The sequence below is a fragment of the Curtobacterium sp. MCJR17_055 genome, from assembly GCF_003224335.1.
GTDB lineage: Bacteria > Actinomycetota > Actinomycetes > Actinomycetales > Microbacteriaceae > Curtobacterium.
In genome coordinates, this window is record NZ_QKLF01000006.1 from 72,099 (window position 1) to 97,553 (window position 25,455).

General features: G+C 72.3%; 28 protein-coding genes. 13 read left to right on the top strand and 15 right to left on the bottom strand.

The features are described from left to right. Window positions 1-6 precede the first annotated feature (6 nt). Entirely contained in the window at window positions 7-792 is a 786-nt protein-coding gene (gene map, locus DEJ16_RS14050) for a type I methionyl aminopeptidase (protein ID WP_110825889.1), read from the bottom strand. Between the two features lie 49 nt (window positions 793-841). Here map and DEJ16_RS14055 point away from each other — a divergent pair, with 49 nt between their 5' ends. The 3 genes from DEJ16_RS14055 to DEJ16_RS14065 all read left to right on the top strand — a co-directional run bounded on the left by DEJ16_RS14055 (window position 842) and on the right by DEJ16_RS14065 (window position 3,949). Further along, a complete protein-coding gene (locus tag DEJ16_RS14055; protein ID WP_110825890.1) occupies window positions 842-1,129 on the top strand; it encodes a helix-turn-helix domain-containing protein in 288 nt (95 codons plus the stop codon). A 235-nt stretch (window positions 1,130-1,364) separates the two neighbouring features. Further along, window positions 1,365-2,906 (top strand): MFS transporter, encoded by a 1,542-nt coding sequence (locus DEJ16_RS14060; protein ID WP_110825891.1) that lies wholly within the window; start codon window positions 1,365-1,367, stop codon window positions 2,904-2,906. A gap of 185 nt (window positions 2,907-3,091) precedes the next feature. Then, window positions 3,092-3,949 (top strand): glycoside hydrolase family 16 protein, encoded by an 858-nt coding sequence (locus tag DEJ16_RS14065; RefSeq protein ID WP_110825892.1) that lies wholly within the window; start codon window positions 3,092-3,094, stop codon window positions 3,947-3,949. A gap of 99 nt (window positions 3,950-4,048) precedes the next feature. Here DEJ16_RS14065 and DEJ16_RS14070 read toward each other — a convergent pair whose 3' ends face one another. Together DEJ16_RS14070 and DEJ16_RS14075 are read right to left on the bottom strand one after the other, a co-directional pair. Further along, the gene (locus tag DEJ16_RS14070) at window positions 4,049-6,181 is read right to left on the bottom strand and encodes an Ig-like domain repeat protein (protein WP_110825893.1); all 2,133 of its coding nucleotides are present in this window, start codon (window positions 6,179-6,181) and stop codon (window positions 4,049-4,051) included. 115 nt (window positions 6,182-6,296) lie between these two features. Further along, the gene (locus tag DEJ16_RS14075; protein WP_258365999.1) at window positions 6,297-7,568 is read right to left on the bottom strand and encodes a HupE/UreJ family protein; all 1,272 of its coding nucleotides are present in this window, start codon (window positions 7,566-7,568) and stop codon (window positions 6,297-6,299) included. Between the two features lie 125 nt (window positions 7,569-7,693). Here DEJ16_RS14075 and DEJ16_RS14080 point away from each other — a divergent pair, with 125 nt between their 5' ends. Both DEJ16_RS14080 and DEJ16_RS14085 read left to right on the top strand, forming a co-directional pair. Then, the gene (locus DEJ16_RS14080; RefSeq protein WP_110826037.1) at window positions 7,694-8,425 is read left to right on the top strand and encodes a hypothetical protein; all 732 of its coding nucleotides are present in this window, start codon (window positions 7,694-7,696) and stop codon (window positions 8,423-8,425) included. Between the two features lie 145 nt (window positions 8,426-8,570). Then, entirely contained in the window at window positions 8,571-8,927 is a 357-nt protein-coding gene (locus tag DEJ16_RS14085) for a hypothetical protein (protein WP_110825895.1), read from the top strand. A 109-nt stretch (window positions 8,928-9,036) separates the two neighbouring features. Here the strand turns inward: DEJ16_RS14085 and DEJ16_RS14090 are convergent, their stop codons facing one another. After that, a complete protein-coding gene (locus DEJ16_RS14090; RefSeq protein ID WP_110825896.1) occupies window positions 9,037-10,515 on the bottom strand; it encodes an MFS transporter in 1,479 nt (492 codons plus the stop codon). A gap of 133 nt (window positions 10,516-10,648) precedes the next feature. On the opposite strand from DEJ16_RS14090, the gene DEJ16_RS14095 reads away from it, so the two are divergent. Continuing rightward, window positions 10,649-11,221: a TetR/AcrR family transcriptional regulator gene (locus DEJ16_RS14095; protein WP_110825897.1), complete on the top strand. Its 573-nt coding sequence runs from the start codon at window positions 10,649-10,651 to the stop codon at window positions 11,219-11,221. 15 nt (window positions 11,222-11,236) lie between these two features. Here DEJ16_RS14095 and DEJ16_RS14100 read toward each other — a convergent pair whose 3' ends face one another. Further along, a complete protein-coding gene (locus DEJ16_RS14100) occupies window positions 11,237-11,536 on the bottom strand; it encodes a hypothetical protein (protein WP_110825898.1) in 300 nt (99 codons plus the stop codon). Then, window positions 11,533-11,847, bottom strand: a complete 315-nt coding sequence (locus DEJ16_RS14105; protein ID WP_110825899.1) for an ATP-dependent DNA ligase — start codon at window positions 11,845-11,847, stop codon at window positions 11,533-11,535. Before DEJ16_RS14105 ends, DEJ16_RS14100 begins: the two co-directional genes overlap by 4 nt. Window positions 11,848-11,929: 82 nt before the next feature. Between DEJ16_RS14105 and DEJ16_RS15585 the strand changes: the two genes are divergently transcribed. After that, window positions 11,930-12,277 carry a hypothetical protein gene (locus DEJ16_RS15585; RefSeq protein ID WP_146232898.1) on the top strand — a complete coding sequence of 116 codons (348 nt, stop codon included), beginning with the start codon at window positions 11,930-11,932 and terminating at the stop codon, window positions 12,275-12,277. Here DEJ16_RS15585 and DEJ16_RS14110 read toward each other — a convergent pair. Further along, entirely contained in the window at window positions 12,162-13,439 is a 1,278-nt protein-coding gene (locus DEJ16_RS14110) for an MFS transporter (protein ID WP_110825900.1), read from the bottom strand. The genes DEJ16_RS15585 and DEJ16_RS14110 overlap by 116 nt on opposite strands. A 23-nt stretch (window positions 13,440-13,462) precedes the next feature. On the opposite strand from DEJ16_RS14110, the gene DEJ16_RS14115 reads away from it, so the two are divergent. Further along, complete coding sequence (locus DEJ16_RS14115) at window positions 13,463-14,017, top strand: TetR/AcrR family transcriptional regulator (protein WP_110825901.1); 555 nt, start codon at window positions 13,463-13,465, stop codon at window positions 14,015-14,017. Window positions 14,018-14,150: 133 nt separating this feature from the next. Here the strand turns inward: DEJ16_RS14115 and DEJ16_RS14120 are convergent, their stop codons facing one another. Further along, window positions 14,151-14,792, bottom strand: a complete 642-nt coding sequence (locus DEJ16_RS14120) for an NAD(P)H-binding protein (RefSeq protein WP_110825902.1) — start codon at window positions 14,790-14,792, stop codon at window positions 14,151-14,153. Between the two features lie 305 nt (window positions 14,793-15,097). Here DEJ16_RS14120 and DEJ16_RS14125 point away from each other — a divergent pair, with 305 nt between their 5' ends. The 4 genes from DEJ16_RS14125 (at window position 15,098) to DEJ16_RS14130 (ending at window position 16,330) form a co-directional block, all read left to right on the top strand. Further along, window positions 15,098-15,325 (top strand): hypothetical protein, encoded by a 228-nt coding sequence (locus DEJ16_RS14125; RefSeq protein ID WP_110825903.1) that lies wholly within the window; start codon window positions 15,098-15,100, stop codon window positions 15,323-15,325. Window positions 15,326-15,415: 90 nt separating this feature from the next. Beyond that, window positions 15,416-15,580 carry a hypothetical protein gene (locus tag DEJ16_RS15840; RefSeq protein WP_181419614.1) on the top strand — a complete coding sequence of 55 codons (165 nt, stop codon included), beginning with the start codon at window positions 15,416-15,418 and terminating at the stop codon, window positions 15,578-15,580. Next, on the top strand, window positions 15,577-15,729 hold the full coding sequence (locus DEJ16_RS15845; RefSeq protein WP_181419615.1) for a hypothetical protein: 153 nt from the start codon (window positions 15,577-15,579) through the stop codon (window positions 15,727-15,729). The genes DEJ16_RS15840 and DEJ16_RS15845 overlap by 4 nt, the downstream gene beginning before the upstream one ends. A gap of 1 nt (window position 15,730) precedes the next feature. Then, a complete protein-coding gene (locus DEJ16_RS14130; RefSeq protein WP_110825904.1) occupies window positions 15,731-16,330 on the top strand; it encodes a TetR/AcrR family transcriptional regulator in 600 nt (199 codons plus the stop codon). A gap of 60 nt (window positions 16,331-16,390) precedes the next feature. Here the strand turns inward: DEJ16_RS14130 and DEJ16_RS14135 are convergent, their stop codons facing one another. From DEJ16_RS14135 to DEJ16_RS14160, 6 genes are all read right to left on the bottom strand, one after another. Beyond that, on the bottom strand, window positions 16,391-17,344 hold the full coding sequence (locus DEJ16_RS14135) for a helix-turn-helix domain-containing protein (RefSeq protein WP_110825905.1): 954 nt from the start codon (window positions 17,342-17,344) through the stop codon (window positions 16,391-16,393). Between the two features lie 90 nt (window positions 17,345-17,434). Then, entirely contained in the window at window positions 17,435-18,520 is a 1,086-nt protein-coding gene (locus DEJ16_RS14140; protein WP_110825906.1) for an ABC transporter permease, read from the bottom strand. Continuing rightward, window positions 18,517-19,398: an ABC transporter ATP-binding protein gene (locus tag DEJ16_RS14145; RefSeq protein ID WP_110825907.1), complete on the bottom strand. Its 882-nt coding sequence runs from the start codon at window positions 19,396-19,398 to the stop codon at window positions 18,517-18,519. Before DEJ16_RS14145 ends, DEJ16_RS14140 begins: the two co-directional genes overlap by 4 nt. Window positions 19,399-19,528: 130 nt before the next feature. Continuing rightward, window positions 19,529-20,215, bottom strand: coding sequence for a response regulator transcription factor (locus tag DEJ16_RS14150; RefSeq protein ID WP_110825908.1), 687 nt, complete (start codon window positions 20,213-20,215; stop codon window positions 19,529-19,531). Beyond that, window positions 20,197-21,495 (bottom strand): sensor histidine kinase, encoded by a 1,299-nt coding sequence (locus DEJ16_RS14155; RefSeq protein WP_110825909.1) that lies wholly within the window; start codon window positions 21,493-21,495, stop codon window positions 20,197-20,199. Before DEJ16_RS14155 ends, DEJ16_RS14150 begins: the two co-directional genes overlap by 19 nt. Window positions 21,496-21,543: 48 nt before the next feature. After that, window positions 21,544-22,626, bottom strand: coding sequence for an NADH:flavin oxidoreductase/NADH oxidase (locus DEJ16_RS14160; protein WP_110825910.1), 1,083 nt, complete (start codon window positions 22,624-22,626; stop codon window positions 21,544-21,546). 214 nt (window positions 22,627-22,840) lie between these two features. Between DEJ16_RS14160 and pgi the strand changes: the two genes are divergently transcribed. Beyond that, window positions 22,841-24,562 carry a glucose-6-phosphate isomerase gene (pgi, locus tag DEJ16_RS14165; RefSeq protein WP_110825911.1) on the top strand — a complete coding sequence of 574 codons (1,722 nt, stop codon included), beginning with the start codon at window positions 22,841-22,843 and terminating at the stop codon, window positions 24,560-24,562. Window positions 24,563-24,695: 133 nt separating this feature from the next. Here pgi and DEJ16_RS14170 read toward each other — a convergent pair whose 3' ends face one another. After that, complete coding sequence (locus tag DEJ16_RS14170; RefSeq protein WP_110825912.1) at window positions 24,696-25,382, bottom strand: cyclopropane-fatty-acyl-phospholipid synthase family protein; 687 nt, start codon at window positions 25,380-25,382, stop codon at window positions 24,696-24,698. Between the last annotated feature and the right edge of the window lie 73 nt (window positions 25,383-25,455).

Sequence of the window (25,455 nt, forward strand, 5' to 3'; positions counted from 1 at the left end):
ACCGGGCTACCCGGCGACCGGGCCGGAGGGCAGGGTGAGGACCTCGGCCCCGTCCTCGGTGATCGCGATGGTGTGCTCGCTGTGGGCGGTCCGGCAGCCGGTCGCGCTGCGGAGCGTCCACCCGTCGGCGTCGGTGACGAGCTCGTCGGTGTCGACCATCACCCACGGCTCGAGAGCGAGGAGGAGGCCCGGACGCAGCGTGTACCCGCGACCCGGCCGGCCGTCGTTCGCCACGTGCGGGTCCTGGTGCATGGTCGAGCCGATGCCGTGCCCGCCGAAGTCGAGGTTGATCGAGTAGCCGGCCTCGGTGAGGACGGACCCGATCGCGTGTGACAGGTCCCCGAGCCGTGCGCCCGGGCGGGCGGCCGCGATCCCGGCGGCCAGGGCCCGCTCGGTGGTCTCGATGAGCGCGACGCTCTCCTCCGGACGGCTCGTCCCGACGACGAAGCTGATCGCGGAGTCGGCCGCGTAGCCCTGGTGCACGACGGCGAGGTCGAGCGTCAGCAGGTCCCCGTCGGCCAGGGCGCGGTCGTGCGGCAGACCGTGCAGGACGGCGTCGTTCACGGCGGTGCAGATGTGGTGACCGAAGGGGCCGCGCCCGAACGACGGGGCGTAGTCGACGTAGCACGACGTGGCCCCGGCGGCGGTGATCATCTCGGCCGCCCACCGGTCGAGGTCGAGCAGGTTCGTGCCGACCGTGGTGCGGCTCCGCAGGGTCTGCAGGATGTCGGCCACCAGGGCGCCGGCGGCGCGGGCCCGGGGGAGCTCGGCCGGGGTGAGGATCTCGATCATGCGGGTGCCGTTTCTGTTCCGATTGTCATACCGGTATTACTGTAGGCGCATGGTCCGTCTCCCGCTCTCCCCGGTCGACCTCGAACGCGGGCGGCGCCTCGGTGCCGTGCTCCGGTCCGCACGTGGCACCCGGTCGATGCTCGCGGTCGCGCTCGAGGCCGGTGTCTCGCCGGAGACGCTGCGGAAGGTCGAGACCGGACGGATCGCGACGCCGTCCTTCCCGACCGTGGCGGCGCTCGCCGGCGTGCTCGGCCTGTCCCTCGACACCGTGTGGGCCGAGGTGTGTGCGCAGCGCGAGCCCGAGCGCTCCGCGGTCGGAGCGGCACCCCGGCCCTGAGCCCTGAGCACAGCGCCCCGAGTCCAGCGGTGTGCGGCCGTTCGTGCGGCGCGGTGCTGTCTGCTACCGTCGTGGTGCCAGAACCAAGGGGGCTGCCCGTCACGCGAGAACGACGGTCGGCTCGTGTACCGCTCCCTGTCGGTGCCACCCCGCGTCCTTCGGTTCGCACCCCTCGTGCCTCTCGTCGTGCGGTCCCACCGCCGGAGCACGGTCCGTGTCGTCCGAAGGAGCCCTCATGGGCACAGCCATGCCCGGATCCCGCCGCACCCTGCGCGGCAACCCGATCGCCACCCTCGTCGCCGTCTGCTTCGGCCTGTTCATGGTCGGCCTCGACGCCACCGTCGTGTCGATCGCGAACCCCGCGATCGCCGCCGACCTCGGCACCACCTTCACCCAGCTGCAGTGGATCACGAACGCCTACCTGCTCGCCCTGGCGGTGTTCCTCATCCTCGGCGGCAAGCTCGGGGACCGGTTCGGCCGCCGCCGCATGTACCTGATCGGGGTCGTCGCGTTCGCGCTGGCCTCGGTCGCGATCGGCCTCGTGGGGACCGCCACGGGCGTGATCGTCTTCCGTGCCGTGCAGGGGCTCAGCGCCGCGCTGCTCATGCCGCAGACCCTCGCGCTGCTGCGGGCGACCTTCCCGAAGGAGCGGTTCGGCGTCGCCGTCGGTGTCTGGGGCGGTGCGTCCTCGGTGGCCATCGCGGCCGGTCCGATCGTCGCCGGCGTCCTCGTCGCCGCACTCGGCTGGGAGTCCGTCTTCTTCGTGAACGCCCCGATCGCCCTGATCGGCCTGGTGTTCGGCGGGCTCGTCCTGCGGGAGTCCACCGCTCCCCACCGCGGACGCTTCGACGTAGCCGGCGTGGTGCTGCTCGCGCTCGGTCTGTTCGGCATCGTGCTGGCCGTCGTCCAGCCCGAGTCGTGGGGGTGGGGGAGCCCGCTCACGCTCGGGGTGCTGCTCGGTGGTGCCGCGCTGCTCGTGGTCTTCGTGCTGGTCGAGCTGCGCGTGACCGACCCGCTGCTGCCGATGTCGCTGTTCCGGTCGTCGACGCTCTCGATCGGTGGCCTGGCCGTCGGCGCGAACTTCTTCGCGATGCTCGGCGTGACGTTCTTCCTGTCCCTGTACATGCTCAACCTGCGCGGGGTGACCGGTCTGCAGGCGGGGCTCATGCAGCTCCCGCTGAGCGGCGTCTCGATCATCGCGTCGCCGATCGGCGCGGCACTCGTGGGGCGGCTCGGCATCCGCCGGACGCTCACCATCGGTCTGCTCATGGTCGGGGTCGCGCTGTTCGCCCTGACCGGCACCACGCAGGACTCCGCGTACGTCGGGATGGCGGTCCCGTTCGTCGTCTTCGCCCTCGGGGCTGGCTTCACGATGACGGCCGGTGCCGAGGCCGTCGTCGGCAGCGCCCCGGTGCAGCTCGCCGGGGTCGCCGGCGGGTTCCAGGCCACCGCGCTGCAGCTCGGCGGTGCGCTCGGCACCTCGGTGCTCTCCGCCGTGGTCAGCGCCGAGGTGCTCTCGGGCACCGCCGGGCTCGGACTCGCGAGCGCTGACCGGCAGGGGCTCGCCCAGGGCATCGTGCCCACCGGGCTCGGTCCGGCGGCGTCGGCGGCCGCCCGCGATGCGTTCCTCGGGGGCATGCACACCGCCTTCGTCGTCGCCGGTGTGGTCGCGGTCGTCGTGGCGGTCCTCGCCGCCGTCTTCGTCCGGTCCGGCGGCACGTCCGCACCGGCCGCGGTGCTCGAGGAGACGGTCGAGGCCACGGGCGGGCACGCCTGATCGGCGCACCCCGAGCCGTCCGGGAGGCCCGTGGCGCGACCCGCCACGGGCCTCCCGTCCGTCCTGCGGTCACCGCGCCGTCTGGCCGCGCAGCGCGGGGGACCCGGACGGGGGCATGGTGTTCCGGCGGAACGTGTCGTCTACTGTTCCTCTGCCCGATGACAGCACACCGTGCCGGAGGACCCATGACGAAGGACGACCAGTCCCGCGCCGACGGCGCGATCGACCGCCGCCGCCTGCTCACGCTCGGCCTGGGCGCCGCCGCAGCGGTCGGCCTGACGGGCGTCGCGACACTGCGGCCGGAGGCGGCCCGAGCGGCCACGGCGCCGACGCTCCTCGCCGCCGACGAGTTCGACGGACCGGCCGGCAGCGCCCCGAACCCGGGCATCTGGCGCCACGACCTGGGTGGCGGCGGCTGGGGCAACGGGGAACTCGAGGTCTACACCGACTCGCGGCGGAACTCGGCACTCGACGGCAGCGGCAACCTCGCGATCACCGCGCGGCGCGAGGCCGACGGCTCGTACACGTCCGCCCGCCTGACGACGCAGGGCACGTACTCCGTGCAGTACGGCCGGGTCGAGGCCCGCATCAAGATCCCGCGCGGGCAGGGCATCTGGCCCGCGTTCTGGATGCTCGGAACCGATCTGCCGCAGGTCGGGTGGCCGGCGTGCGGCGAGATCGACGTCATGGAGAACATCGGACGCGAGCCCGGGACGATCCACGGCACCGTGCACGGACCCGGGTACTCCGGGGCCGAGGGCATCGGTACGGCGGCGACGCTGCCGAGCGGTGCCTTCGCGGACGCCTTCCACGTCTACGCGGTGGACTGGCGACCGGGCTCGATCAGCTGGTCTGTCGACGGTGCGACCTACCGGACGATCACGCCCGCGGACACGAACGGGGACCCGTGGGTGTTCGACAAGCCGTTCTTCGTGGTCCTCAACGTCGCGGTCGGCGGCGGGTGGCCGGGTGCGCCGGACGCGACGACCGCGTTCCCGCAGCAGATGCTCGTCGACTGGATCCGGGTCTGGCAGAACGCCTGAGTCCCCGAACCGACGGCCCGACTCACCAGCACCGACCCCCAGCACGAACGAGACCGGCCCCGTGGCAGACGCCACGGGGCCGGTCCTGTGTCGCTGGTCTTACTTCACCCGGACCGAGATGGTCGGGCTGGTGCTCGTGTTGATCATCGAGGTGGGCGAGAACACGGCGTGCAGCTTGTGCGTGCCCTTCGCCAGCGGGAAGGTGGTGGTCGCCTTGCCGTTGACGATCGAGACGGTCTTGAGCTTCTTCGAGCCCTCGTAGACCTTCGCGGTGCCGTTGACCGTCACGCCGGGGACCTTGACGGTGACGGTCGTCTTGCCGCCGCTGTAGGAGATGCCCGTGGTGGACGTCGCCTTCGTGACGGTGACGACGGTGCTGCTCGTGGTCGACGAGTCCGCGCCGGCCCAGTCCGAGCTGCTGGCGAAGGACGCGGTGATCTCGTGCTTGCCCATCGCGAACTTGCTCGGCAGCGTGATGCTGGCCGTGCCCTTCGCGACCGTGTCGGTGCCGAGCACCGTGTCGCCGTCCGAGAACGTGACCGTGCCGGACTGCTCGCCGATGCCGCCGCCGACCGTCGCCGTGATCGTCACCGGGGTGGCGGTCGCGTACTTCTGGGTGGCAGCAGAAGCCTCGAGCGTGGTGGTGGTCGCCGGCAGGGCCGCGTGGAGCGTGAAGTCGTCGACCGTGGAGCCGATCGGCGCCGGGTCAGCCGACGCGGTCGGCTTGAGGGTCACGCCGCAGCTGTCCACGTTCCCGTGCTGGACGGCCGAGTTGAGCGTGGTGCAGTCGCCCGCCCGGACGTTCGTGACGGCGAGGTTGTCGTCCGTGACCGAGACCTTGACGTACGTGCGGACGTGCTCCTGGTTCTCCACCGAGTTGGCGAAGTGACGCTGACCGGTCGGGTCGAGCGGGTCGGCGCCGTAGCCACCCTGGGTCGCGTCCGGGGTGGTCAGGTCGTAGTACTTCGAGCCCGATGCGGAGTTGGCGGTGAGGTAGATGACGCCACCGGGACCGGCGAAGACGTCCTCGGCACCCGGCTGCTCGTCCGGGTTGGCCTTCTTGCCGTTCTTGATCGCGTAGCTGCGCGAGTAGGAGTGGTCGTGGCCCTGCAGGACGACGTCGACACCCATGTCCGAGAAGGCGCGGGTGAAGTCGAAGCGGCGCTGCTGGTTGTCACGGTCGTTCGCGTGGTCGGCCGGCGAGTAGATCGAGTGGTGGTAGACCAGCGCGGTCCACTTCGCGTCGTCGCCGTGGCGCGTGATGACGTCGCGGATGTAGTTCACGTGCGCCGCGTCGGAACCGGCGGCGTAGGCGTTCGAGTTGATGTCGATGAACAGGACGCCCTTGTACATGTACCAGTAGTCGCCACCCGAGTTCGCGGTGGAGTTGCCACCCGGGTAGAAGTCCGGCACGCGGAGGGAGTTCGGCAGCTGGTTGTGCTGCTCGTACGCCTTGCCGCCGACGTCGTGGTTGCCGATGGTCGAGGCCCACGGGTAGCGCTTCAGGACGTCGCTGCTGTCGGCGAACGCACCCCACTGGTACTCGTTGTTGGCGTTCTCGACCTGGTCGCCACCGGAGACGAGGAGCTCGGCGTCCTTCTCCTTGGTGGTCGCGTACTTGAGTGTGTCGGCCCAGCCGGCACCATCGTCGTCGACGAAGCCCGACGAACCGATCTGCGGGTCACCGAAGAACAGGAAGTCGAAGTCGCCGCTGAAGCTCTTCGTCGTGAACGTGTACGGGGCGGACCAGGCCGACCCGTCCGCGGCACCCACGTGGTAGGTGTACGTGGTGTTCGGCTCGAGGTCCGAGATCGTCGCGTGGGCGTTGATGTAGCCGGCCTCGGCGGTGATGCCCGGGATCGAGCGGGTCGACCGGTCGGTCGTGCTCGTGTCGGCTGCCGTGTTGGCGGCCTCCGACGCGTCGATCGTCTTCTTCGCGTCGGTGAAGACACCGCCGGTCATGCTGTCGGTCTTCTGGATCTCGAGCGACTGGGCGACGTTCGCGGGGAAGTACCACGAGGCGATGCGCTGGCTCTCGGTGGCACCGACGCCGAGCAGGATGTGGAGCGGGCCGCCGGACGAGACGTTGCTCGTCGGGGTGTTCGTGGCCGCGGTCGCCGGGTTGGCGCCGACGAGGCAGGCGCCGGCGATGAGGGCCGCGCCGATGACGGCCCCGCCGAAGCGGCTGGTGGTGGTTCTGCGCCGGGAAGGGGCGCCGGACAGGAGACTCATGTGGGTCCGTTCTCAAGGGAAGGGATGGTGCAGCAGAGAGACTCTGCATCGCCCTGGTGGATGGTGAGTAAACGCTGTGTGACCATCCGTCTCACAGCTCTGAAGCGGTAGGAGATCAGCCCTCGACGAGCCGCTGGACGAACCAGACCATCCCCATCACGAACACGCCTGCCGTCACGGCACCGGTCACCCAGAGCGACGCGATGTGCGCCTTCCGCCGCAGCAGGGACAGCGGTGGGAACACGATGACGATGATCGCGAGCTGGACCGCCTCGATGCCGACGTTGAAGATGAGGAGCGACACGAGCAGCTGCCACGAGAACGCCTCCTGGATGCCGAGGGCGCCGGCGAACCCGAGCCCGTGGATGAGCCCGAACGCGAAGACCACGGCGAGACGCGACCACCCCGACCGGTCCAGGGCGAACCGGCCGTGGTCGGCCACGACCAGCTCGTCGGCGCGCGACCGGCGCTGGAACAGCCGCCAGAGGTACCACCCGGCGACCGCCGCGATCGACAGCGCGATGAGCGGTTCGACGACGATCGACGGCGGACTCACGACGCCGAGCGCGGCGAGGATGAACGTGATCGAGTGCGCGATGGTGAACGCCGACGCCGTGTAGACGACCTCGCGCAGCCGTCGGGAGCCGGCGATGAGCGCGATGAGGAACAGGATGTGGTCGATCCCGGTCAGCAGGTGCTCGGCGCCGAGGGTGAAGAACTCCCAGAACCGTGCGCCCGCGGACTGCTCCGTGGAGAACGACGGCTCGTCGGCGTCGAGCGTCGCGGTGCCCTCCTGGTCGTCGACGTCGTACGTGACGATCGTCTTGGTGTCCTGCACGAACGTCTCGCTGTCCGGGAACAGCTCCGAGCGCACCACGTGGCCGGACGCGGTGTGTCCGGGCTCCGGGCACGCGAAGTCCGCCGTGAGCATCGCGTACGGGACCTCGTCGCGCATCTCGACACGGACCGAGTCGTCGAGCGTGCCGGTGCACTCGTGCCCACCGGACGTCACCGCGAAGCGGTCGAACACGTACCGGCCGATCGAGTCGAGGTGCGCCTCGGCGGCTCGCACCATCCCGGCGTCGTCACCGTCGTCCCAGGCCGCCTGACCCTGGCGGTAGAGCGCGTCGTCGTCCTCGCTCGTGCCGACGGACACGAGCATGAGGTCGTACTCGAGCCCGAGTCCGGCGCGGACCGTGTCGGCACCGTCACCGCTGACGTCCGCGTAGACGACGGAGCTGAAGCCGTGCGCGCTCGCCGCCGACGCTCCGCCGAGCAGGCTCAGGACGACCGTGCCGAACAGCACGAGGGCTGCGACGATCCGCGTGACGGACGGGGGGAGGAGGGACAGCCCGCCGGGGGCGGGGAGGGTGCTTCGGTGCTTCACCGGCCCGACCATCGCGGCCGAGAGCGACGCGCAGGCGAACAGACGGCAACGAACCGATGGACGGGCGCTGGACAGCGACCGTCCCGAGCCCGTCGCGGGTCCTCGGTGTGCTTGCATGGCACCTCGTGACCCGACTCGTCCCCCGCGCCTCCGTCGTCCTCGCCGCCGCTGCCCTGGTGGCGGCCGGCACGGTCCTGGTCACCAGCTGCTCGGCGCAGTCGGACGGGGCCGCGGACCGTGACCCCGGGACGAGCCGGCACAGCGCACCCGCCGGTGTCCCCACGGCCGTCCGCGGCACGGGCACGCTCGGCTCCGACTTCGTCGACCCGGAGGAACCGCCGGCCCCGGAGGCCACGGTGAACCCGGCGCCCGGCTCATGGGACGACGTCGCGCCGCCGTCTGGGTACCGCGTCGTGCTCCTGTCGCCCGCCGACCCGAGCACCGAGACCGAGACGCTCATGGACGCCGTCGAGTCGTGGGCTGACGCCGAGGACGTCACCGTGGTCCCCGTCGTCGCGGACACCGTCGACGAGCGGTTGTCGTCCGTCGCGACGGCGATCGCGAAGCGGTCCGACCTGGTCATCAGCGTCGGCGACGAGATGGTCGACCCGATCGCCGCGGTGTCACCGTCCGCCCTGCACCAGCAGTTCCTCGTGCTGGGCGCCGAGATCGCCGAGCCGACGTCGAACGTCACGGCCGCGGACTGGACCGGTGCAGGCTTCCGCGGTGAGGGCCTCGGCGTCTCGAGCCACCACGACCCGTCCACCTTCACCGACGAGCGGGCCGGGCGGGCGCTCCGCGCGGGTGTCGCCGCCACGCTGAACGACCTCAGCGGCATCGTCGTCTGGGTTCCCTGACCGCCCTGCAGCGACGCATTCGGGATCGTCCGCGACCCCGTACCCGAGGTGGGACGTATCCTCTGGGACGGAAGCAACGTCGGTTCCGGCCAAGCCTCGCGCGGCCCACCCCCGCCGAGACGTCACTCGCGACCCTGAGCTCCTCGTGACAGAACACATCATCGAATTCGTCGCCCGCGACCGCACGGGCATCACCACCGTCGTCACCGCCAACGGTGTCAGCGACGCGGACACCGTCATCCGTGCCATCTCAGCGGGGCACTCCGGGTACGCCGTCGCGGCCGCCGGCAGCCGCCGGGCGCCGGTCCGCAGCCTGATGGCGCTGGGCACGCCCTACCTGTTCGCGAACTGGGACGGCTCGAAGCGCAACAACCTGCACGACCTCGCCTTCACCGCGCCGGTCCGGACCGTCCCGGCCGCGCCGCCGGTCGGCGTCCGGATCCGGGAGGCCCTGGTGGCGCGGCTCGCCGCGGTCTTCAGCCGGGACCACCACCGCGCCTGACGGCAGCCGACCGGCCGCCGCGCCTGACGGACGGGAGGCCCGGACCGGGTGAGCGGATCTGCCCACCCGGTCCGGGCCTCCCGTCGGACGGTGTGTCCGGGCCGCTGGGTCAGCGCGTGACGTCGTCGAAGTCGGTCACACCGGCGGCCACGGCCGCTGCCCGACGGGCGCGCATCGACGGCGCCGCGAGCGCGGCGACCACCGCGAGGACCGCGACACCGGTGCACGCCCAGAAGCCGATGGTGAACGCGTCGTCGGTCGGCAGGCCCTGCGGCGTGCTGTGCGAGGTGATGAGCGCTGCGATGACCGCGGTGCCGACGCTCGACCCGATCGTCCGGACGACCGTGTTGGCGCTGATCGCCTCGCCGGTCTGGTTCGCGGGGACGCTCTCGATGATGGCGTTCGAACAGGCGGCCAGTGCCATGCCGATGCCGACGCCGGTGAGCAGGCCGGACACGACGACCTGCCAGAGCTCGGCGTGCGCGACCGCGGGGATGACGAACGCGGCGACGATCGCGACCCCGCCGATCAGCATCGGGGGCTTCGGTCCGACCTTCCGCACCAGGATGCCGGCGACGGGGCCGGCGATGACCATCATGACGACGGTCGGCAGCAGGAACAGCCCGGCCTCGGTGACGTCCTTGCCGAACCCGTACCCGGTGGCAGCGGGGAGCTGGAGGAGCGTCGGGACGAGGACGAACGTGCCGAACATGGCGAAGCCGAAGACCAGCGCGACGACGTGTGCGGTCCAGACCCCGCGCACGGCGAAGAGCCGCACGTCGATGAGCGGTTCGGCGACGCGGAGCTCGACGAGCACGAACGCGACGAGGGCGACGGCGCCGAGGACGAGCAGGCCGACGGTCTTGCCGTCACCCCAGCCCCAGGTCTGACCCTCGCTGACGGCGAGGAGGACCGCGACGAGGGAGACGGCGAGGACGGCGGTCCCGACCACGTCGAGGCGGCCCGGCTTGCGGACCGGCGACTCCGGCATGCCGAAGACGGTGCCGAGCAGGGCGATCACCACGAGGACGGCGGGCAGCCAGAACAACCAGTGCCAGGACAGGTGCTCGACGATCGGACCGGCGGCGACGATGCCGACGCCGGCACCGATGCCGAAGATCGCGGAGAGCAGCCCGATCGTGACGCTCACCTTCTCCTTCGGCAGTTCGTCGCGGACGATGCCGATCGACAGGGGCATCACGGCGCCGGCCGCACCCTGCAGTGCGCGGGCGACGATGAGGACGCCGAGGTTCGGGGCGAGCGCGGCCAGGACCGCCCCGACCAGCAGGATCGTGAGGACCACGATGAGCACCTTGCGCTTGCCGACCATGTCCCCGAGGCGACCGAGGATCGGCGTCAGCACGGACGCGGACAGCAGGTAGGCGGTGAGCACCCAGCTCGCGTCGCTCGTCGAGGCGTCGAGGTCTCGGCCGATCGTCGCGAGCGCGGGGGCGACGAGGGACTGCAGGACCGCGAAGGACAAGCCGCCGAGGGACAGGAAGACGATGATCGCCGTGCTGTTCGGGCGGTGCGCGGGCGCGGGAGTCGGCGTGGAACCCGTGCGTGGGCTCGCGGTGGCGGTGGACATCGTGCTCCGTCCGGTCGATGGGGACGCCGACGACGCTGTCGATGTCAACAGTTGCTGACTCGACGAGGGTACGCGGAACGGGCGAGATGTCAACAACTGATTACATCGGGCGGTGTCGCGCTACGATCGCGGCATGAGCAAGGACGCCGCCGCCACCCGTCTCGCGCTCCTCCAGGCGGCTCGTCGGCGCTTCGCCCTCGACGGGTACCGGGCCACCACCGTCCGGGACATCGCCGCCGACGCCGGGGTGAACGTCGCGCTCATCAACCGCTACTTCGTCTCGAAGGAGGGGTTGTTCCGCGCCTGTCTCGTCCGCACCAGGCCGACGTCCACGACGCCTCGGCCCGGGCCCGACCTGGAGCGCGCGATCGGCGGACTCATCCGGCACATCATCCGTTCCCCCACCGACGAGGACTCGATGCAGCTGCTGCTCCTGCTCCGGAGCTCCGGGGACGAAGCCGTCGACGACATCCGTCGGGAGACGTTGCGGGGGTACGCCGATCGTCTGGCGGGCGCGGTCCGGCCGGACGGCGTCGTCGACGAGGACCTCCTCGTCCGTGCCGAGATCGCACTGTCCGTGGTGCTCGGCATGACGATGCTCCGGACCGCCACGCGCGTGGAACCGCTGGCGTCCGCCGAGGTCGAAGCAGTCGCCGGCCCGCTCGAGGAGGCGCTCCGAGCGCTCCTCGGGGGCGGACGGTCCTGACGGGGCCGGTCCCGGTCAGGAGTCGGCGGGTCCCATCTCGACGGACACCGGCCGGAGCTCGTCGGGCAGGATGTACCGCGCGACCGATGACTCCTCGTCCTGCTGATCGGTGTCGCGCTCGCTGATGATCGCCACCGGGGTCGCCGGGGAGACGAGCAGGCGGGCAGGGGTGGCGCGGCCGTCACCGTGGTTCACCTCGAGCCACATCCACGGCTCGTTCCGCAGCCCCTCGGTGATCCGGGCCTGGACGGATGCGACGTCCTCGTTCGCGATCGTGTAACGGCTTCCGCCGTACGTGATCACCGTGCGCTTCACAGGGTCTCTCCGGTGTCGGTCGGTTCGGGGACGATGCGGAGGCCGGCCGACGACCCCGCGGTCAGACCGAGGGCTTCGACCCAGGCGCGGTTCACGGCGGGGACGCGGCTGCCCGAGTAGCGGAAGACCAGTGGCATCGACCGGTCGAGCCAGATCGCCGTCCGGCCGTCGCCGAGCTCGACGTCGTCCTTCCACGAGAACATGAACGACTCACCGCGGCGCAACTTCATGCCGATCACGATCTGCAGGTGCGTCAGGAGGCGGTCGTCGAACTCCGCGGTGAACGTCGAGTCGTAGACGAGTTTGCCCATGGTGCTGTCCTTCCGCGCCGTTCTGGCCGGCTCCGGCTGATCCTAGGCGCTCACCCAGCGAACGGCGGACAGCCTGACCGACATGCGCCGTGTCCACTACGTCAACAGCTCCTTCCTCGTCGCTGACCGCACCTGCAAGGCCCTCCTCCGGTACTGCCGCGCGCTCGCGGTGGCCGACCGGTCCGACGTCGTCGAGGTCCCCGTCGTCACCGAGACCGGGGACGCCGCCACCGCACATCTCCTCATCGGCCCCGCGAGCGAGATCTTCTCGGTGCCGGTCGACAGTGGTACCGACGATCCCCGTGACGACGAGGTCATCGTGTACCTCGAGCGCGAGACCCTCCGCCTGCAGCCGGCGCGTCCGGCCTGGGGCGAGGAGATGACCGACGTGCCGGACCTGGACGAGTACCCCGACCTGCAGGAGCCCTGACCGTCAGGAGCGCTGCGGCCGCCACCACGGCCGTCGCGGCAGCGAACACCGGCCCGGTCCCCACGGTGGCGACGACCGTTCCGGCTGCAGCCGCTCCGAGTGCCTGTCCGAGCACCAGCACGACGAACAGCACCGACGTCCCCGAGGCCGCCCGCCCGGCGTCGACCTCGGTCGTCCACGCGATGAGCGCCCCGGTCGCCGCGGTGTAGCCCCAGCCGAACAGCACGCACGTGGCGAGCGCGAGCGCGACGAGGGCCGCGGGGGGAGCGACCGGTGCCAGTCCGAGGCCGAGCGTGGCGACCGCGACCGCCGCCGAGGTGACCGTCCACGCCGTCCGTGCGCGCAGCCGAGCGAGCACACGCGCCGTCAGGGCCACCGCTGCACCGCCGACGCCCAGGGCGGTCCACGCGAGCACCGACAGGGACGCCGGGGCTCCCGCGTCGACGAGGAGTGACCGTCCGTAGGTCCACACCGCGGCGGACCCCGTGCCGAGCAGCAGCGCGACGACCACGAGGCGGCCGTGGGCGACGAACCAGCTCCACGGCGGGAGACCGACGGGCTGCGGGTGGTCCTCCCGGACCTGCCGACGCGGGTGTGTGTACGCGTCCGCGACGAGGACCGCCGCTCCGGCCAGGACCGTGACGACCGCCGCAGCCGTCCACGCCGTGCGCCAGTCGGGCAGGAGCACGAGGGCGAGCAGCCCGGCGACGACGAGTCCCGGCCCGGTCCCGGAGTTCACGACGGCCTGCGCGCGGTCGGCGCGACCGGCGCGGAGGTCCCGCTGCACGAGTCGGACGAGCGCGGGGGACGCGAGCCCTGCCCCGGCGGAGGCGACGACCGCGGTGACGCCGAACACCGCGGAGGTCGCGCTGGTGGCCATCCCCGCGACGCCCAGCCCGGCCGACGCGGAGGCGAGCGCCACGGTCATGCGCGGCCGGGTCGGGGCGAGCAGGAACCCGACGAGCGCACCGACGCAGTACACGAGCGAGGAACCGGCCGCGATGAGCCCCGCGGGACCGTCTCCGAGGGACAGGGACCGCTGGACGTCCGGCAGGAACAGGCCGTACGCCAGGCGGACCAGCCCGTAGGTCGCGGCGATGAGCGCCGTGCCGCTGGCGATGAGTGCTCCGGGACGGGCGAAGAACGAAAACGGTCGTTTCACTTTTCACACCCTAGGGTGCTGCCATGACCATGCGTCCAGGGACGGAGCGGAAGCTGCTCGACGCCGCCGAGGCACTCTTCTTCACGCGGGGCATCGCCGCGACCCCGATCGACGCCGTCCTGGAACGGGCGGGTGTCTCCGCCGCGACGCTCTACCGCGGGTACCCCAGCAAGGAGGCGCTGGTCGCGGCCGCGCTGACCCGTCGCCACGACGAGTGGATCCGGACCTGGGACGACGCCGTGGCGCGGGCGGTCGACGACCGCGGGCGCCTGCTGGCCGTGTTCGACGCGCTCGATGCCTTCCGCTCGACCCCGACCGGGTCGCGGTGGTGCGCGTTCCTCGGGACGGCCTCGGAGTACGCCGACGCCCCAGCGGAGATCGCCGCCGTCCTGCACGGCGAGACGTCGACGCTGCGCGAGCGGCTCCGCGACCGGGCGGTCCCGCTCGTCGGCGACCGCGCCGAGGTCCTCGCCGACCAGCTGCTCCTCGTCGTGTCGGGCTCGCTCGCGATGCGGCTCCGGGACGGCGGCGGGGACACCGCGACCGCGCGGACGGTTGCCGCGGCCCTGCTCGACTGACGGCGGTGCGACGCGGGACGGACCCGTCTGCGTGCGACGCCGCGGAACGAGCGAGACGCCGCCGGATCCGGCGGCGTCTCGGGGACTCGGCGGCGTTCCGGGGTGACGCCGGCGTCTCGGCGTGGGTCGCGGGTCAGTCGCGGACGAACTGCTCGATCGGCGTGCTCCCGGTGTTGACGCGGAAGGTCTTGCCGACCGACGCGTCGTCGTGGAGCGCGGCGGCGACCAGCGCGGCGACGTCCCCGCGGGCGATGCTCGACGACGGGTCAGCCGTCTCGACCGCCCCGGTCGGCTCGTCGTCCGTCAGGGTGCTCGGCGCGACGACCGTCCAGTCGAGGGCGGAGTCGCGGAGGACGGCGTCGGCGACCGTCTTCGCTTCGGCGTAGGCGAAGAAGTCGTCGTCCTCGGGGACGCCGTGACCGAGGCCCGCGTCCGACCAGGACACGAGCACGTAGCGGTGCACGTCGGCGTCGAGCGCGGCGTGCATCGTGCGGATGGCGGCGTCGCGGTCGACGGCCCACGTGCGGTCAGCGGACCCGCCACCGGCACCGGCCGACCAGACGACGGCGTCGTGCCCGCGGACCAGGTCGGTGAGCCCGGCGATGTCGAGCTGCTCGATATCGGCGACGACCGGCTCGGCACCGGTGGCGCGGACGTCGTCCTGCTGCTCGGCCTTCCGGATGACCGACGAGACGGTGTCACCGCGAGCGGTGAGGAGCTGCGCGGTGAGGAGGGCGACGCGGCCGTGGCCGCCGAGGATGATGACGTTGCTCATGCCTCGGACGGTACGCGCCGGGGCTGACCGGAGCGTCCCCGGGCTGGCCCTCGCAGGCGCAGACCGACCCGCGGGGACGGACTGCGCGGCACCACCACTCGGGATGCGCGGCGCTGCCGTGTCCGCGATTCGCGGATCGTCCGGTTCGTTCGTGGCACGGCCGACCCGTCACCTAGCGTGGAGGGTGCCAGGACGCACGCCCCACCGTCGTCCTCAGACATCCTCCGCGATCTGCGGAGGCCGTTCACACGGTGATCCTGGCCGCAGTCAGGGCCGTCCGAGGTCCCAGTGAGGAGGCGTCGCAGATGCACGCCACCACCGTCGTCCGCAATCCGCTCGTCGCGCTCGTCGTCGAGCACTCCACGGCCACCGCCCGGTCCGCCGTCACTCCCAGCTCGCGCCCCGCGACCGGGTTCTCGGAGGTCCGGGAGACGGCGCGGCGCCGTCTGCTGGCAGCCAGCGCGCTCGTCGTCGGCCTCGCGGCCGTGACCGCCTCCGCCCTCGCCGTGATCGTCCTCGGAGTGGCCGCGTGAGCGCCCCGACCGCCCCGTCCGGGTACGACACCGTCGCCCTGACCGAGCCGATCGACATGACCGCCCTGATGCGTGAGCAGGAGGCCCTCCATGCGTGAACCGTCCGTGATGCAACACCTCCGTGAAGACCCGCTCGAGTGGCGCCGACACGGCATGACCTCCCCGTCCGAGATCGACCGCATCGTGCAGACGAAGCTCTCCCTGGGGACCGCTGCCGAGCCGACCTACGCGGACTTCTTCCTGGTCGCAGCGTGACCGACGCTGTCGCGCCCGTGGCCCGCCCGCTCCGGGTCGGGACGAGCGCGACCGGCATCGCCGCGGAACACCAGCACATCTGGTCGCGGCTCGGTCGTCTGGAACGGCTCTGTTCCCGCGACGCGACCACCCCGACCAGGAACCGCTGACGTGGGCGGGGTCGGCGAACGAGCTGACGACCCGTGGGTCAGGGCCCGGATCGTCGAGGCCGCGGACCGCGTGTTCAGCACCTCCGGCGCGGCCGGACTCTCCGCGGGCCGCGTGGCGGGAGCCGCGCTGACCGATGCCGAAACGGTGCGAGCGCTGTTCCCCGAGCGGATCGACGCGGTCGTCGCGGTCCTCCGCTTCCGACAGGAACGCTGGACGCTGGGGCTGGCCGCCGCAGCGGACGGGGTCGAGGACGCCCGCGACGAGATCCTCACCGTCTTCGCACACCTCGAGGCCTCGTTCGACGACGACGCCTGGACCGGGTGCGCGTTCATCAACGGCTACGGCGAGCTCGGCCACTCCGAGCCGCTCGTCGCCGCACTGGCGGAAGAGCACCTCACCATCCTCGAGGCGCACCTGCACGCCCTCGCCGCCCGCGCCGGACTCCCGGTCCACGTCGCCGACGCGCTCTCGCTGCTCGTCCACGGCGCGAAGGTCGAGGCGGCCATCCACGGGACGACCCGACCCGCCCGGTCGGCACGCCTCGCCGTGGTGACGCTCATGGGTGCCTACGGGCCGACCGCGGCCTCCGCCTTCATCTGACGTCGCCGCCGTCCGCTCTGCGGCACGGGTGGTCCGGCAACCGTGCGGCGTCCGTCGCGGTCAGGACCTGGCGAGGGTGTCGCTCGGCCGCTCGCCGAACACCGCCGCGTACTGCTGGGCGAAGCGTCCGAGGTGGGCGAAGCCCCAGGCCGCAGCGACCTCGCGGACCGTCCGGGTCGCCGGGTCCGCGGCGAGGAGCTCCTGCCGGACCCGGTCGAGTCGCACCTGCCGGATGAACGCGTTCGGGGTGGTCTGTAGGTCGCGCTGGAACGCCTCCTGCAACGCCCGCAAGCCGATGTCGAGGTGGCGCGCCAGGCTGCTCGTCGTGATCGGCGACCGGGCGTTCTCGTGCACGTAGTCGACCGCAGCGCGCACGTGCGGGGACTGCGCGGGGGGCACGTCGGGAGTGGCGGCGTGCTGCTGCGGGTACATCTCGAGCAGGGCCGCCGACGCCAGCCGTGCCATCTCGGCGTGCAGGAGGCGCCCGGGGACGCCGTCACGCAGGGTGTGGGAGACGAGTGACACCGTGTTGTGCCACGTCCGCACCGACTGCTCCGACGGCGGGGCGGTGACGTCGAACCGGAGTCCACCCGTCACGTCCGCGCCCTGTTCGGACGCGACGCGCTCCACGACCTCGCGGGACAGGTGCACGAGCCGCTGCTCGTAGTCGTCCATCTCGAACGAGAACGTGCGGTCCGGCAGCAGGGGCACCGGGACGCCGTGCACCATGTCCACGGGGTCGCCGCCGGTGTCGAGCCGGGACGCCCCCGACCGGAGCCACTGCACGATGACGGAGGACGACGGGGGCAGCGAGCCGTCGATGTGCCCGGCGAACCGCGACGTGTGCAGTGACATCGTGTCGTCACCCATGGACGCGTACCGGAACGCGAACGGGACGGCGCTCGGCGTCGCGACGAGCTCGGCGTCGTACACACGGGCGAGGTGGGCTGCGGCATCGTCGATGTCCGTCCCGGTCACCTCGAGACGCACCGGCATCGCGTCGTCGATCGGCATCGCCTCAAGAGTCGCACGTCGGAGGCCCCGTCCGGCGTCCCGTGTCCGGGAACCGCCGTGACGGGGCCACAGTCGGCGTGGTCGAGCCCTTCAGCCGCGGATCGCCTCGCCGAGCTTCACCCGGCCACCGGTGCGGAGCAGGGCGTTCTCGTACACCCGGGCGCCGAGGAGCACGACCACCAGGGCGGATGCCAGGACGACCAGCAGCGAGAGCACGGGCTCCCACCACGCCGCCGTCCCGAGGAAGATCCGCACCGGCATCCCGATCGGGGCACTGAACGGCACGTACGACATGATGCCGAGGACCGTCGGGTCGTCCGGGGCGAACACGATGAGGAAGTACGGGATCATCAGCAGCATCATCACCGGTGTCGTGACGCTGCCGACGTCCTCCTGGCGGGACACCAGCGCCGCCGACGCCGCGAACAGCGCCGCGATGAGGACGAACCCGATCGCGAAGAAGCCGACGAACCACAGCGCGCTCGGACCGAGCAGCGTGAACAGGTTGTCCTGCCCGGTGACCGCCAGGGCGACGGCCGCGGCGATCGCGATCGTGACGATCTGCCCGAGCGCCATGACACTGTTGCCGATCACCTTGCCCGCCAGCAGCGCCCGTGCCGGGATCGCCGCCATCAGGATCTCCACGACGCGGGTCGACTTTTCCTCCACGACGCTCTGCGCGATGGACTGACCGAACGTCACCGCGGAGGCGAAGAACACGACGCCGAACGCGATGCCGACGAGCGAGACGAGGCCGGGCGGGAGCGCGTCGGGGTCGAGCAGATCGACCTGCGGCGACACGCTCAACGCCGACACCACGTCGGTGGGGGCGCTGTCGAGGCCGACGAGCCGGAACCCGAGCTGGCCGCCGTCCGGGACGACCGCGGCGTCGACCTCGCGCTCGCGGACCAGGCGCTCCGCCGCGTCCCGATCCGCCGTCTCGGTCACGTCGAGACCGTCCGTCGTCGGCAGGGTCACGCCGCTCACCACGGCGACGGGGGTCGTGGCGTCCGCCGCCGACTTCCCGACGATCCCGCCGACGACGATGCCGACGACGACCATCACGAGCAGGATCGCCGCCGAGACGACGAACGCCTTGCTCCGGAGCCGCGCCTGGATCTCGCGCACCGTCACGAGCCGGACGGCGTCGATCGTGCTGCTGTCGAGGAGGCTCATCGGACGACCTCCGTGAAGACCTCGCTGAGCCGGGGGACCCGCGGACCGAACGACGCCACGGTGCCGCGTGCGACGGCCCGTTGCAGGACGGCCTGCGCCACGGACTCGTCCGCCTCGAACAGGGCGTACCCGCCGTCGAAGGTGCGGACGCGGACGCCGGGCTCGTCGCGGACCCACGCCACGTCGTCCGCCACCAGGAGCTCCCACGCGGCGGGACCGGCGGCCCGCCGCAGTTCGTCCTGGGGTCCGGCGGCACGGATCCGGCCGTCGGCGATGACGACCACGTCGTCGCAGAGCCGCTCCACGACGTCGAGCTGGTGACTCGAGAACAGCACCGGGACACCGTCGGCCGCGGTCTCCCGCAGCACACCGAGCACGGTGTCGACCGCCATCGGGTCGAGGCCGGAGAACGGTTCGTCGAGCACGAGCACCTCGGGCCGGTGGGCGAGCGCGGCGGCGACCTGCACGCGCTGCTGGTTGCCGAGCGAGAGCTTCTCGACGGGGTCGCCGGCGTGCGTGGTGAGCTCGAGGCGCTCGAGCAGCTCGGCCGTCCGGGCCGCGGCGGTCCGTCGGTCCACACCGTGCAGGCGGGCCAGGTACGTGACCTGCTCGGCGACGGGCATCTTCGGGTACAGCCCGCGCTCCTCCGGCATGTAGCCGAACCGGCGGCGGTCGGCCGGTCCGATCGGTGCGCCGTCGAGCGCGACCGTGCCGCTGTCGGCGTCGAGCACGCCGAGCATGATGCGCATGGTCGTCGTCTTGCCGGCACCGTTGCCGCCGACGAACCCGGTCAGTCGTCCGCGTCCGACGCTGAAGCCGACGTCGTCGAGCACACGGCGCTCGCCGAAGTGCTTCGTCACTCCCTCGATGGTGAGCATGGGGTCCCCTTCCGCAGCGGCCGTCGCTGCGCCTCCGACGCTATTGCGGTGGCGGGCGGCGGCGCCTCCGGCACGAGACGGGGATCGCGTGCGTCGGCGTCTCCGCCGCGCGGGGGAGGACCGCGGCGGCTCACTCGCCCGAGCGCACCACCCCGTGCTCGTACGCCCAGACCACGGCCTGGATCCGGTCGCGCACGCCGAGCTTCTGGAGGACGTTCGACACGTGCGTCTTGACGGTCGCCTCGCCGACGAACAGCTGGCCGGCGATCTCGGCGTTGCTGAGCCCCCGACCGAGCAGCCGCAGCACCTCGGTCTCGCGTTCCGTCAGACCCGGCAGGGCCACGTCCGCGTCGGGCACGGCCTGGTCGACCACGGGCACGCTGGCCGTGGTCGCCCGACTGATCACCCGGCGCGTGACGTCCGGAGCGAGCAGGGCGTCACCGCGGGCGACGGTCCGGACGGCCTCGATGAGCTTCTCCGGCGAGGCGTTCTTCAGCAGGAACCCGCTCGCCCCGGCGGCCAGGGCGTCGAAGAGGTACTCGTCGGTGTCGAAGGTCGTGAGGACGAGCACGGCCGGTGGGTTCGCACCGGCGGTGATCCGGCGCGCCGCTTCGAGGCCGTCGACACCCGGCATCTGCACGTCGAGGCAGACCACGTCCGGTCGGTGCGCGGCGACGGCAGCCACCGCGCCCGCACCGTCGGCGGCCTCGGCGACGACCCGGACACCGGGCTCCGACTCGAGGATGACCCGGAAGCCGGCGCGGACCAGGTCCTGGTCGTCGGCGAGCACCACCCGGATCACGTCGTCGGCAGCCATGCCCGCACCAGGTAGCCGCCGCGGTCCCGCGGTCCGATCTCGATCCGCCCGCCGACCGCCGCCACGCGCTCACGCATGCCGACGTGTCCGAGCCCGCTGCCGCCCGCCGACCGGGAGGCCCGTGCCCCGGCGCCCGTGTCCGTCACCTCGAGCTCCACCGCGTCCGGCAGGTACCGGAGCCGCAGGTCGGCCCGTGCGTCCGGTCCGGCGTGCTTGAGGACGTTCGTCACCGCCTCCTGCGCGATGCGGTAGGTCACCGCGGCGACGGTCGGCGGGACCGGTCGTTCGTCGCCGACGACGCTGAACCCGGTCTCGTGCCCGGCGTCCGTGGCGGCCCGGGCGAGTTCCGGCAGCCGGGTGAGGCCCTCGGTGCTCGGCGCCTCCGCCGGGGTCGTCGGGGCGTCCGTACCGGGTTCCCGCAGCGTGCCGAGCATCCGGCGGAGTTCCTCGACCGCGGTCCGGGCGCTGTCCTCGACGACGCCGAGGGACGCCGCCGCCTGCGCCGGGTCGCGGTCGAGCACGCGCCGCGCGGCACCGGCCTGGACGCCCATGAGCGAGACGTGGTGGGCGACGACGTCGTGGAGCTCACGGGCGATCCGGACGCGTTCGAGCGCGACCGCCTGCGCCGCCGACCGCTCGCGTTCCGCGGCGAGCTCGGCCGTGCGCTGGCCGAGCTCGTGCGCGGCGACGGCCGCTGCCCAGGCCCGGTTGCCCGAGTACCAGGCGGCGCCGAAGTAGACGAGGTTGATGACGATCGTGAGGAGCGAACTCGCGACGAACGGCGGGATGACGGAGTGACCGTCGTCGGGCAGCGCGCTCGGCACCGACCAGCGGAAGACGATCGCCAGGAACACCCACGCGAACATCCCGGCGATGACGACCCAGCGCACGGCCTCGGCCCGCACGCGGTCGGAGCACCACGCCCCGACGGTGTAGAGCGCGATGAAGAGCGTGAAGTTGGTGAAGAGCCCCTCGGGCACGTGCAGCAGTTGCGTGGCCGCGAAGGCCAGCGCGGCGACGACGGCCACCGTCATCGGGAACCGGCGGCGGAACGCCAGGGGCCCGGCGTTCGCGACGACCATCAGTGCGCACACCCACCACGCCGCCGGGTCGTCGTACAGCCCCACGGCGGAGTACAGGGTCACCGAGACCGCGAGCGCCCCCGCGAGCACGAGCGCCAGGACCGCGTCCTGCCGGTGCTCGCGGGGGCCCACCGGCAGCCGTGACCAGCCGTCGTCCTGCGTCGGACCGCCCCCGGCGGTCGCCCCCGTGCCCGTCATGCCACCACGGTAGCGGCACGGCCGTGCCGCCCGGCGGCGGACCGGTCGTCAGCGGTAGGCGCGCTCGTACGGGGCGGGCTTGTACGGCAGGTCCACCCGGAGCGCCTGGGCGGCCCGGATCGGGAAGTTCGGGTCGCGCAGCGCACCCCGTCCGACGAGGACCACGTCGGCCTGCCCGAGGGCGACGATCTGCTCGGCCTGGAAGGCGTCGTCGATCATGCCGACGGCCGCGACCGGGATCCCGGTGGCCTGCCGGATCGCGGTCGCGAAGGGCAGCTGGTACCCGGGGCCGACCGGGATGCGGGCGTCCGCCACGTTGCCGCCGGTGGAGACCGACACGAGGTCGACGCCGTGTTCGCCGAGCCACGTGGAGACCTGTTCGGTCTCGGCGAGGTCCCAGCCGCCCTCGACCCAGTCGGTCGCGGACAGGCGCACGACGAGCGGGACGGCCTCGCCGACCTCGGCGCGCACGGCGTCGACGGTCTCGAGCAGGGCCCGCGCCCGGTTCTCGAGTGCCCCGCCGTACTGGTCGGTGCGCTCGTTCGACAGCGGTGACAGGAACTCGTGCAGCAGGTACCCGTGGGCGCCGTGCAGCTCGAGCAGGTCGAAGCCGGCGTCGACGGCGCGACGGGCCGCAGCGGCGAACGCACGGACGACCTCGGCGATGCCCTCGGTCGTGAGCTCGGTCGGGACGTGCAGGCCCGGGAACGCGATCGGCGACGGACCGACCGGCTGCCACCCGCCCTGCTCCGGCGCGACGTTGCCGCCGCCCGCGGTGGGTCCCCACTCGCGGCTGGTCGAGGCCTTGCGGCCGGCGTGCGCGAGCTGGATCCCGGCGACCGCACCCTGGCTGTGGATGAAGTCGGTGATCGGTCGGAAGGCGTCTCGCTGGTCGTCGTTCCACAGGCCGAGGTCCTGCGGGCTGATGCGGCCCTCGGGGACGACGCCGGTGGCCTCGACGACGACCGCACCGGCACCGCCACGGGCGAGGGCGCCGAGGTGGACGAGGTGCCACGGGGTCGGGACGCCGTCCTGCGCCTCCACCATGTACTGGCACATCGGCGGGATCCACACGCGGTTCCGGATCTCGAGGCCGCGGAGGGTGATGGGGTCGAAGAGTGCGTGGGTCACGCGGGTCCTTCCGTTGGTCGTGCAGGGGACCGGCCGGCGGACGTGGAGCCGCCGGGAGGCCCGTCCACAGTACGACTGTCGGCGTACTGCTCGCCCAGGGCGCCTCCCCTGTGCGCGAGGTGAGTGCGACGGCACTACGCTCGGACGCGGCCCGCGACGCGATGCTGCGCCAGGTCTGCGGGCTGACCGAACTCTGGCGTCCAGGAGGACCGAAGTGACCGAATCCGCACCCGTCGACCCCACGACGACCGCAGGGTGGAAGCAGCTCGCCGGCATCGCCGACGGCTTCTCCCCGGACCTCCGTGGGTGGTTCGACGCCGACCCCGGTCGTGCCGAGAAGTACACCTTCCAGGCAGCCGACCTGACCGTCGACCTCTCCAAGGGCCTGGTGACCGAGGAGGTCCTGCAGGCCCTCCTCCAGGTCGCCGAGGACACCGGCGTCGCCGAGCGGTACCAGGCGATGATCTCCGGCGAGCGGATCAACGTCACCGAGGACCGCGCCGTCCTGCACACCGCGCTGCGCCGTCCGGCGGCGACCGAGGGCCTCGTGCCCGCCGCGCCCCTGACCGTCGACGGGCAGGACGTCGACGCCGACGTGCACGCCACGCTCGACAAGGTCTACGGCTTCGCCGAGCAGGTCCGTTCCGGCGCGTGGACCGGTGTCACCGGCAAGCGCATCGAGACCGTCGTCAACATCGGCATCGGCGGGTCCGACCTCGGCCCGGTCATGGTCTACGAAGCCCTCAAGCCGTACGTGCAGCAGGGGCTCGAGGTCCGCTTCGTCTCGAACATCGACCCGGCCGACATCGCCGAGAAGACGGCCGGCCTCGACCCCGAGACCACGCTCTTCATCGTCGCGTCGAAGACCTTCGGCACCCTCGAGACGCTCACGAACGCCCGTCTCGCCCGCCAGTGGCTGTGGCAGGGTCTCGGCCTCGCCGACGCCGGCGACGACGAGAAGAAGGACGCCGTCGCGAAGCACTTCGTCGCCGTCTCGACCGCGCTCGACAAGGTCGCCGCGTTCGGCATCGACCCGGAGAACGCCTTCGGCTTCTGGGACTGGGTGGGCGGCCGCTACTCGGTCGACTCCGCCATCGGCACGAGCGTCGTCATCGCGATCGGCAAGGAGAACTGGGAGCAGTTCCTCGCCGGCTTCCACGCCATCGACGAGCACATGCGCACCGCGCCCCTCGCCGAGAACGTCCCGGTCCTGATGGGCCTGCTCAACGTCTGGTACACGAACTTCCTCGGGGCCCAGAGCCACGCGGTCCTGCCGTACACGCAGTACCTGCACCGCTTCCCCGCGTACCTGCAGCAGCTCACGATGGAGTCGAACGGCAAGCGGGTCCGCTGGGACGGCTCGGACGTCGTCACCGACACCGGCGAGGTCTTCTGGGGCGAGCCCGGCACGAACGGCCAGCACGCGTTCTACCAGCTCATCCACCAGGGCACGCGCCTGATCCCGGCCGACTTCATCACGGTCGCGAAGCCCGCGCACGCGCTGCAGGACGAGACCGGCGACGGGAAGGCCGTGCAGCCGGGCCAGGACGTGCACACCCTGTTCCTCGCGAACTTCTTCGCCCAGTCGAAGGCGCTCGCGTTCGGCAAGACCGCTGACGAGGTCCGCGCCGAGGGCACCACGGACGAGGCGATCGTCGCCGCCCGCACCTTCACCGGGAACAAGCCGAGCACGTCGATCCTGGCGCCCGAACTCACCCCGAGCGTCCTCGGCCAGCTGATCGCCCTCTACGAGCACATCGTGTTCACCGAGGGGACCATCTGGGGCATCGACTCGTTCGACCAGTGGGGCGTGGAGCTCGGCAAGCAGCTCGCGCTGCAGGTCACCCCGGCCGTGCAGGGCGACCGTGCGGTCCTCGACGCGCAGGACTCCTCGACGAAGGCGCTCATCGCGAAGTACCTCGAGCTGCGCGGCTGACGCCGCCGCCCGGCCGGGAGGCCCGGGGCACGCAGGCAGGGCGACGTCCCTGTCCGGCGGGCCCCGGGCCTCCCGTCATCCCGGGCCTCCGGTCGTCTGAGCCGGCCGTCCGGGCCGGTCGTACGTCCGGCCCTCAGGTGCGTCGGGCGAGCACCACGGAGTCCTCGAGCGTCGCCGTGCCACCGTCCGGTCCGGTGACGGTCCGCGTGCGCAGCTCCGCGACCTCGACCGTCCACCCGGCACCGAGTGCGAGCTGGCTGACCTGTTCCCCGGGCCCGACCAGGGGCTCGGCGTGCGCGTGCTCCTCGTGAGCGGCCCAGGACGGCGAGCCCGCGTGCCCGATCACGAGCAGGCGTCCCCGCGGGGCGACGAACGTCGTCGCACGGCGCAGCACCGCCGCCCGCGGGAACGACACCGACGAGTGCAGGAACGACGCGGACACGAGGTCGAACCGGTCGTCGGTGTCCCACCCGGCCAGGTCGGCCTGCACCCACCGCACCCGGTCGCCGAGCCCGGCACGCTCCGCCTCGGCCCGGCCCCGGTCCAGCGCGTTCGGCGCGATGTCCACCGCGGTCACCCGCCACCCCTGCGCCGCCAACCACAGGGCGTCGCCGCCCTCGCCGGACCCGAGGTCGAGGGCGGTGGGGCCGGTCTCGGCGCCGACGTGGTCCGACGCGCGATCGTCGTCCGTTCCGGGGACGAGCGGCCCGAGCGTGTCGACCAGGGATGCGTTCGGCCGCCCGGACCAGATCGGTGAGTCCCCGTAGCGGGCCGTCCAGAACGTCTCGGCTTCGGACCGGGGAGCGGGGTACGCAGTCATGCGCGCAGCATCCCACCGGCGCTCATCCAGGGCCAGTACGATTGCCGGATCGGCAACGGGGACGACAACCCCG

Coding starts and splice junctions, on each gene's coding strand:
- map (WP_110825889.1), bottom strand. CDS start 792: ATGATCGAGATCCTCACCCCGGCCGAGCTCCCCCGGGCCCGCGCCGCC.
- DEJ16_RS15840 (WP_181419614.1), top strand. CDS start 15,416: ATGCGTGAACCGTCCGTGATGCAACACCTCCGTGAAGACCCGCTCGAG.
- DEJ16_RS14170 (WP_110825912.1), bottom strand. CDS start 25,382: ATGACTGCGTACCCCGCTCCCCGGTCCGAAGCCGAGACGTTCTGGACG.
- DEJ16_RS14095 (WP_110825897.1), top strand. CDS start 10,649: ATGAGCAAGGACGCCGCCGCCACCCGTCTCGCGCTCCTCCAGGCGGCT.
- DEJ16_RS14145 (WP_110825907.1), bottom strand. CDS start 19,398: ATGCTCACCATCGAGGGAGTGACGAAGCACTTCGGCGAGCGCCGTGTG.
- DEJ16_RS15585 (WP_146232898.1), top strand. CDS start 11,930: ATGCGCCGTGTCCACTACGTCAACAGCTCCTTCCTCGTCGCTGACCGC.
- DEJ16_RS14125 (WP_110825903.1), top strand. CDS start 15,098: ATGCACGCCACCACCGTCGTCCGCAATCCGCTCGTCGCGCTCGTCGTC.
- DEJ16_RS14120 (WP_110825902.1), bottom strand. CDS start 14,792: ATGAGCAACGTCATCATCCTCGGCGGCCACGGCCGCGTCGCCCTCCTC.
- DEJ16_RS14065 (WP_110825892.1), top strand. CDS start 3,092: ATGACGAAGGACGACCAGTCCCGCGCCGACGGCGCGATCGACCGCCGC.
- DEJ16_RS14060 (WP_110825891.1), top strand. CDS start 1,365: ATGGGCACAGCCATGCCCGGATCCCGCCGCACCCTGCGCGGCAACCCG.
- DEJ16_RS14135 (WP_110825905.1), bottom strand. CDS start 17,344: ATGCCGATCGACGACGCGATGCCGGTGCGTCTCGAGGTGACCGGGACG.
- DEJ16_RS14055 (WP_110825890.1), top strand. CDS start 842: ATGGTCCGTCTCCCGCTCTCCCCGGTCGACCTCGAACGCGGGCGGCGC.
- DEJ16_RS14115 (WP_110825901.1), top strand. CDS start 13,463: ATGACCATGCGTCCAGGGACGGAGCGGAAGCTGCTCGACGCCGCCGAG.
- DEJ16_RS14105 (WP_110825899.1), bottom strand. CDS start 11,847: ATGGGCAAACTCGTCTACGACTCGACGTTCACCGCGGAGTTCGACGAC.
- DEJ16_RS14070 (WP_110825893.1), bottom strand. CDS start 6,181: ATGAGTCTCCTGTCCGGCGCCCCTTCCCGGCGCAGAACCACCACCAGC.
- DEJ16_RS14140 (WP_110825906.1), bottom strand. CDS start 18,520: ATGAGCCTCCTCGACAGCAGCACGATCGACGCCGTCCGGCTCGTGACG.
- DEJ16_RS14090 (WP_110825896.1), bottom strand. CDS start 10,515: ATGTCCACCGCCACCGCGAGCCCACGCACGGGTTCCACGCCGACTCCC.
- DEJ16_RS14150 (WP_110825908.1), bottom strand. CDS start 20,215: ATGGCTGCCGACGACGTGATCCGGGTGGTGCTCGCCGACGACCAGGAC.
- DEJ16_RS14155 (WP_110825909.1), bottom strand. CDS start 21,495: ATGACGGGCACGGGGGCGACCGCCGGGGGCGGTCCGACGCAGGACGAC.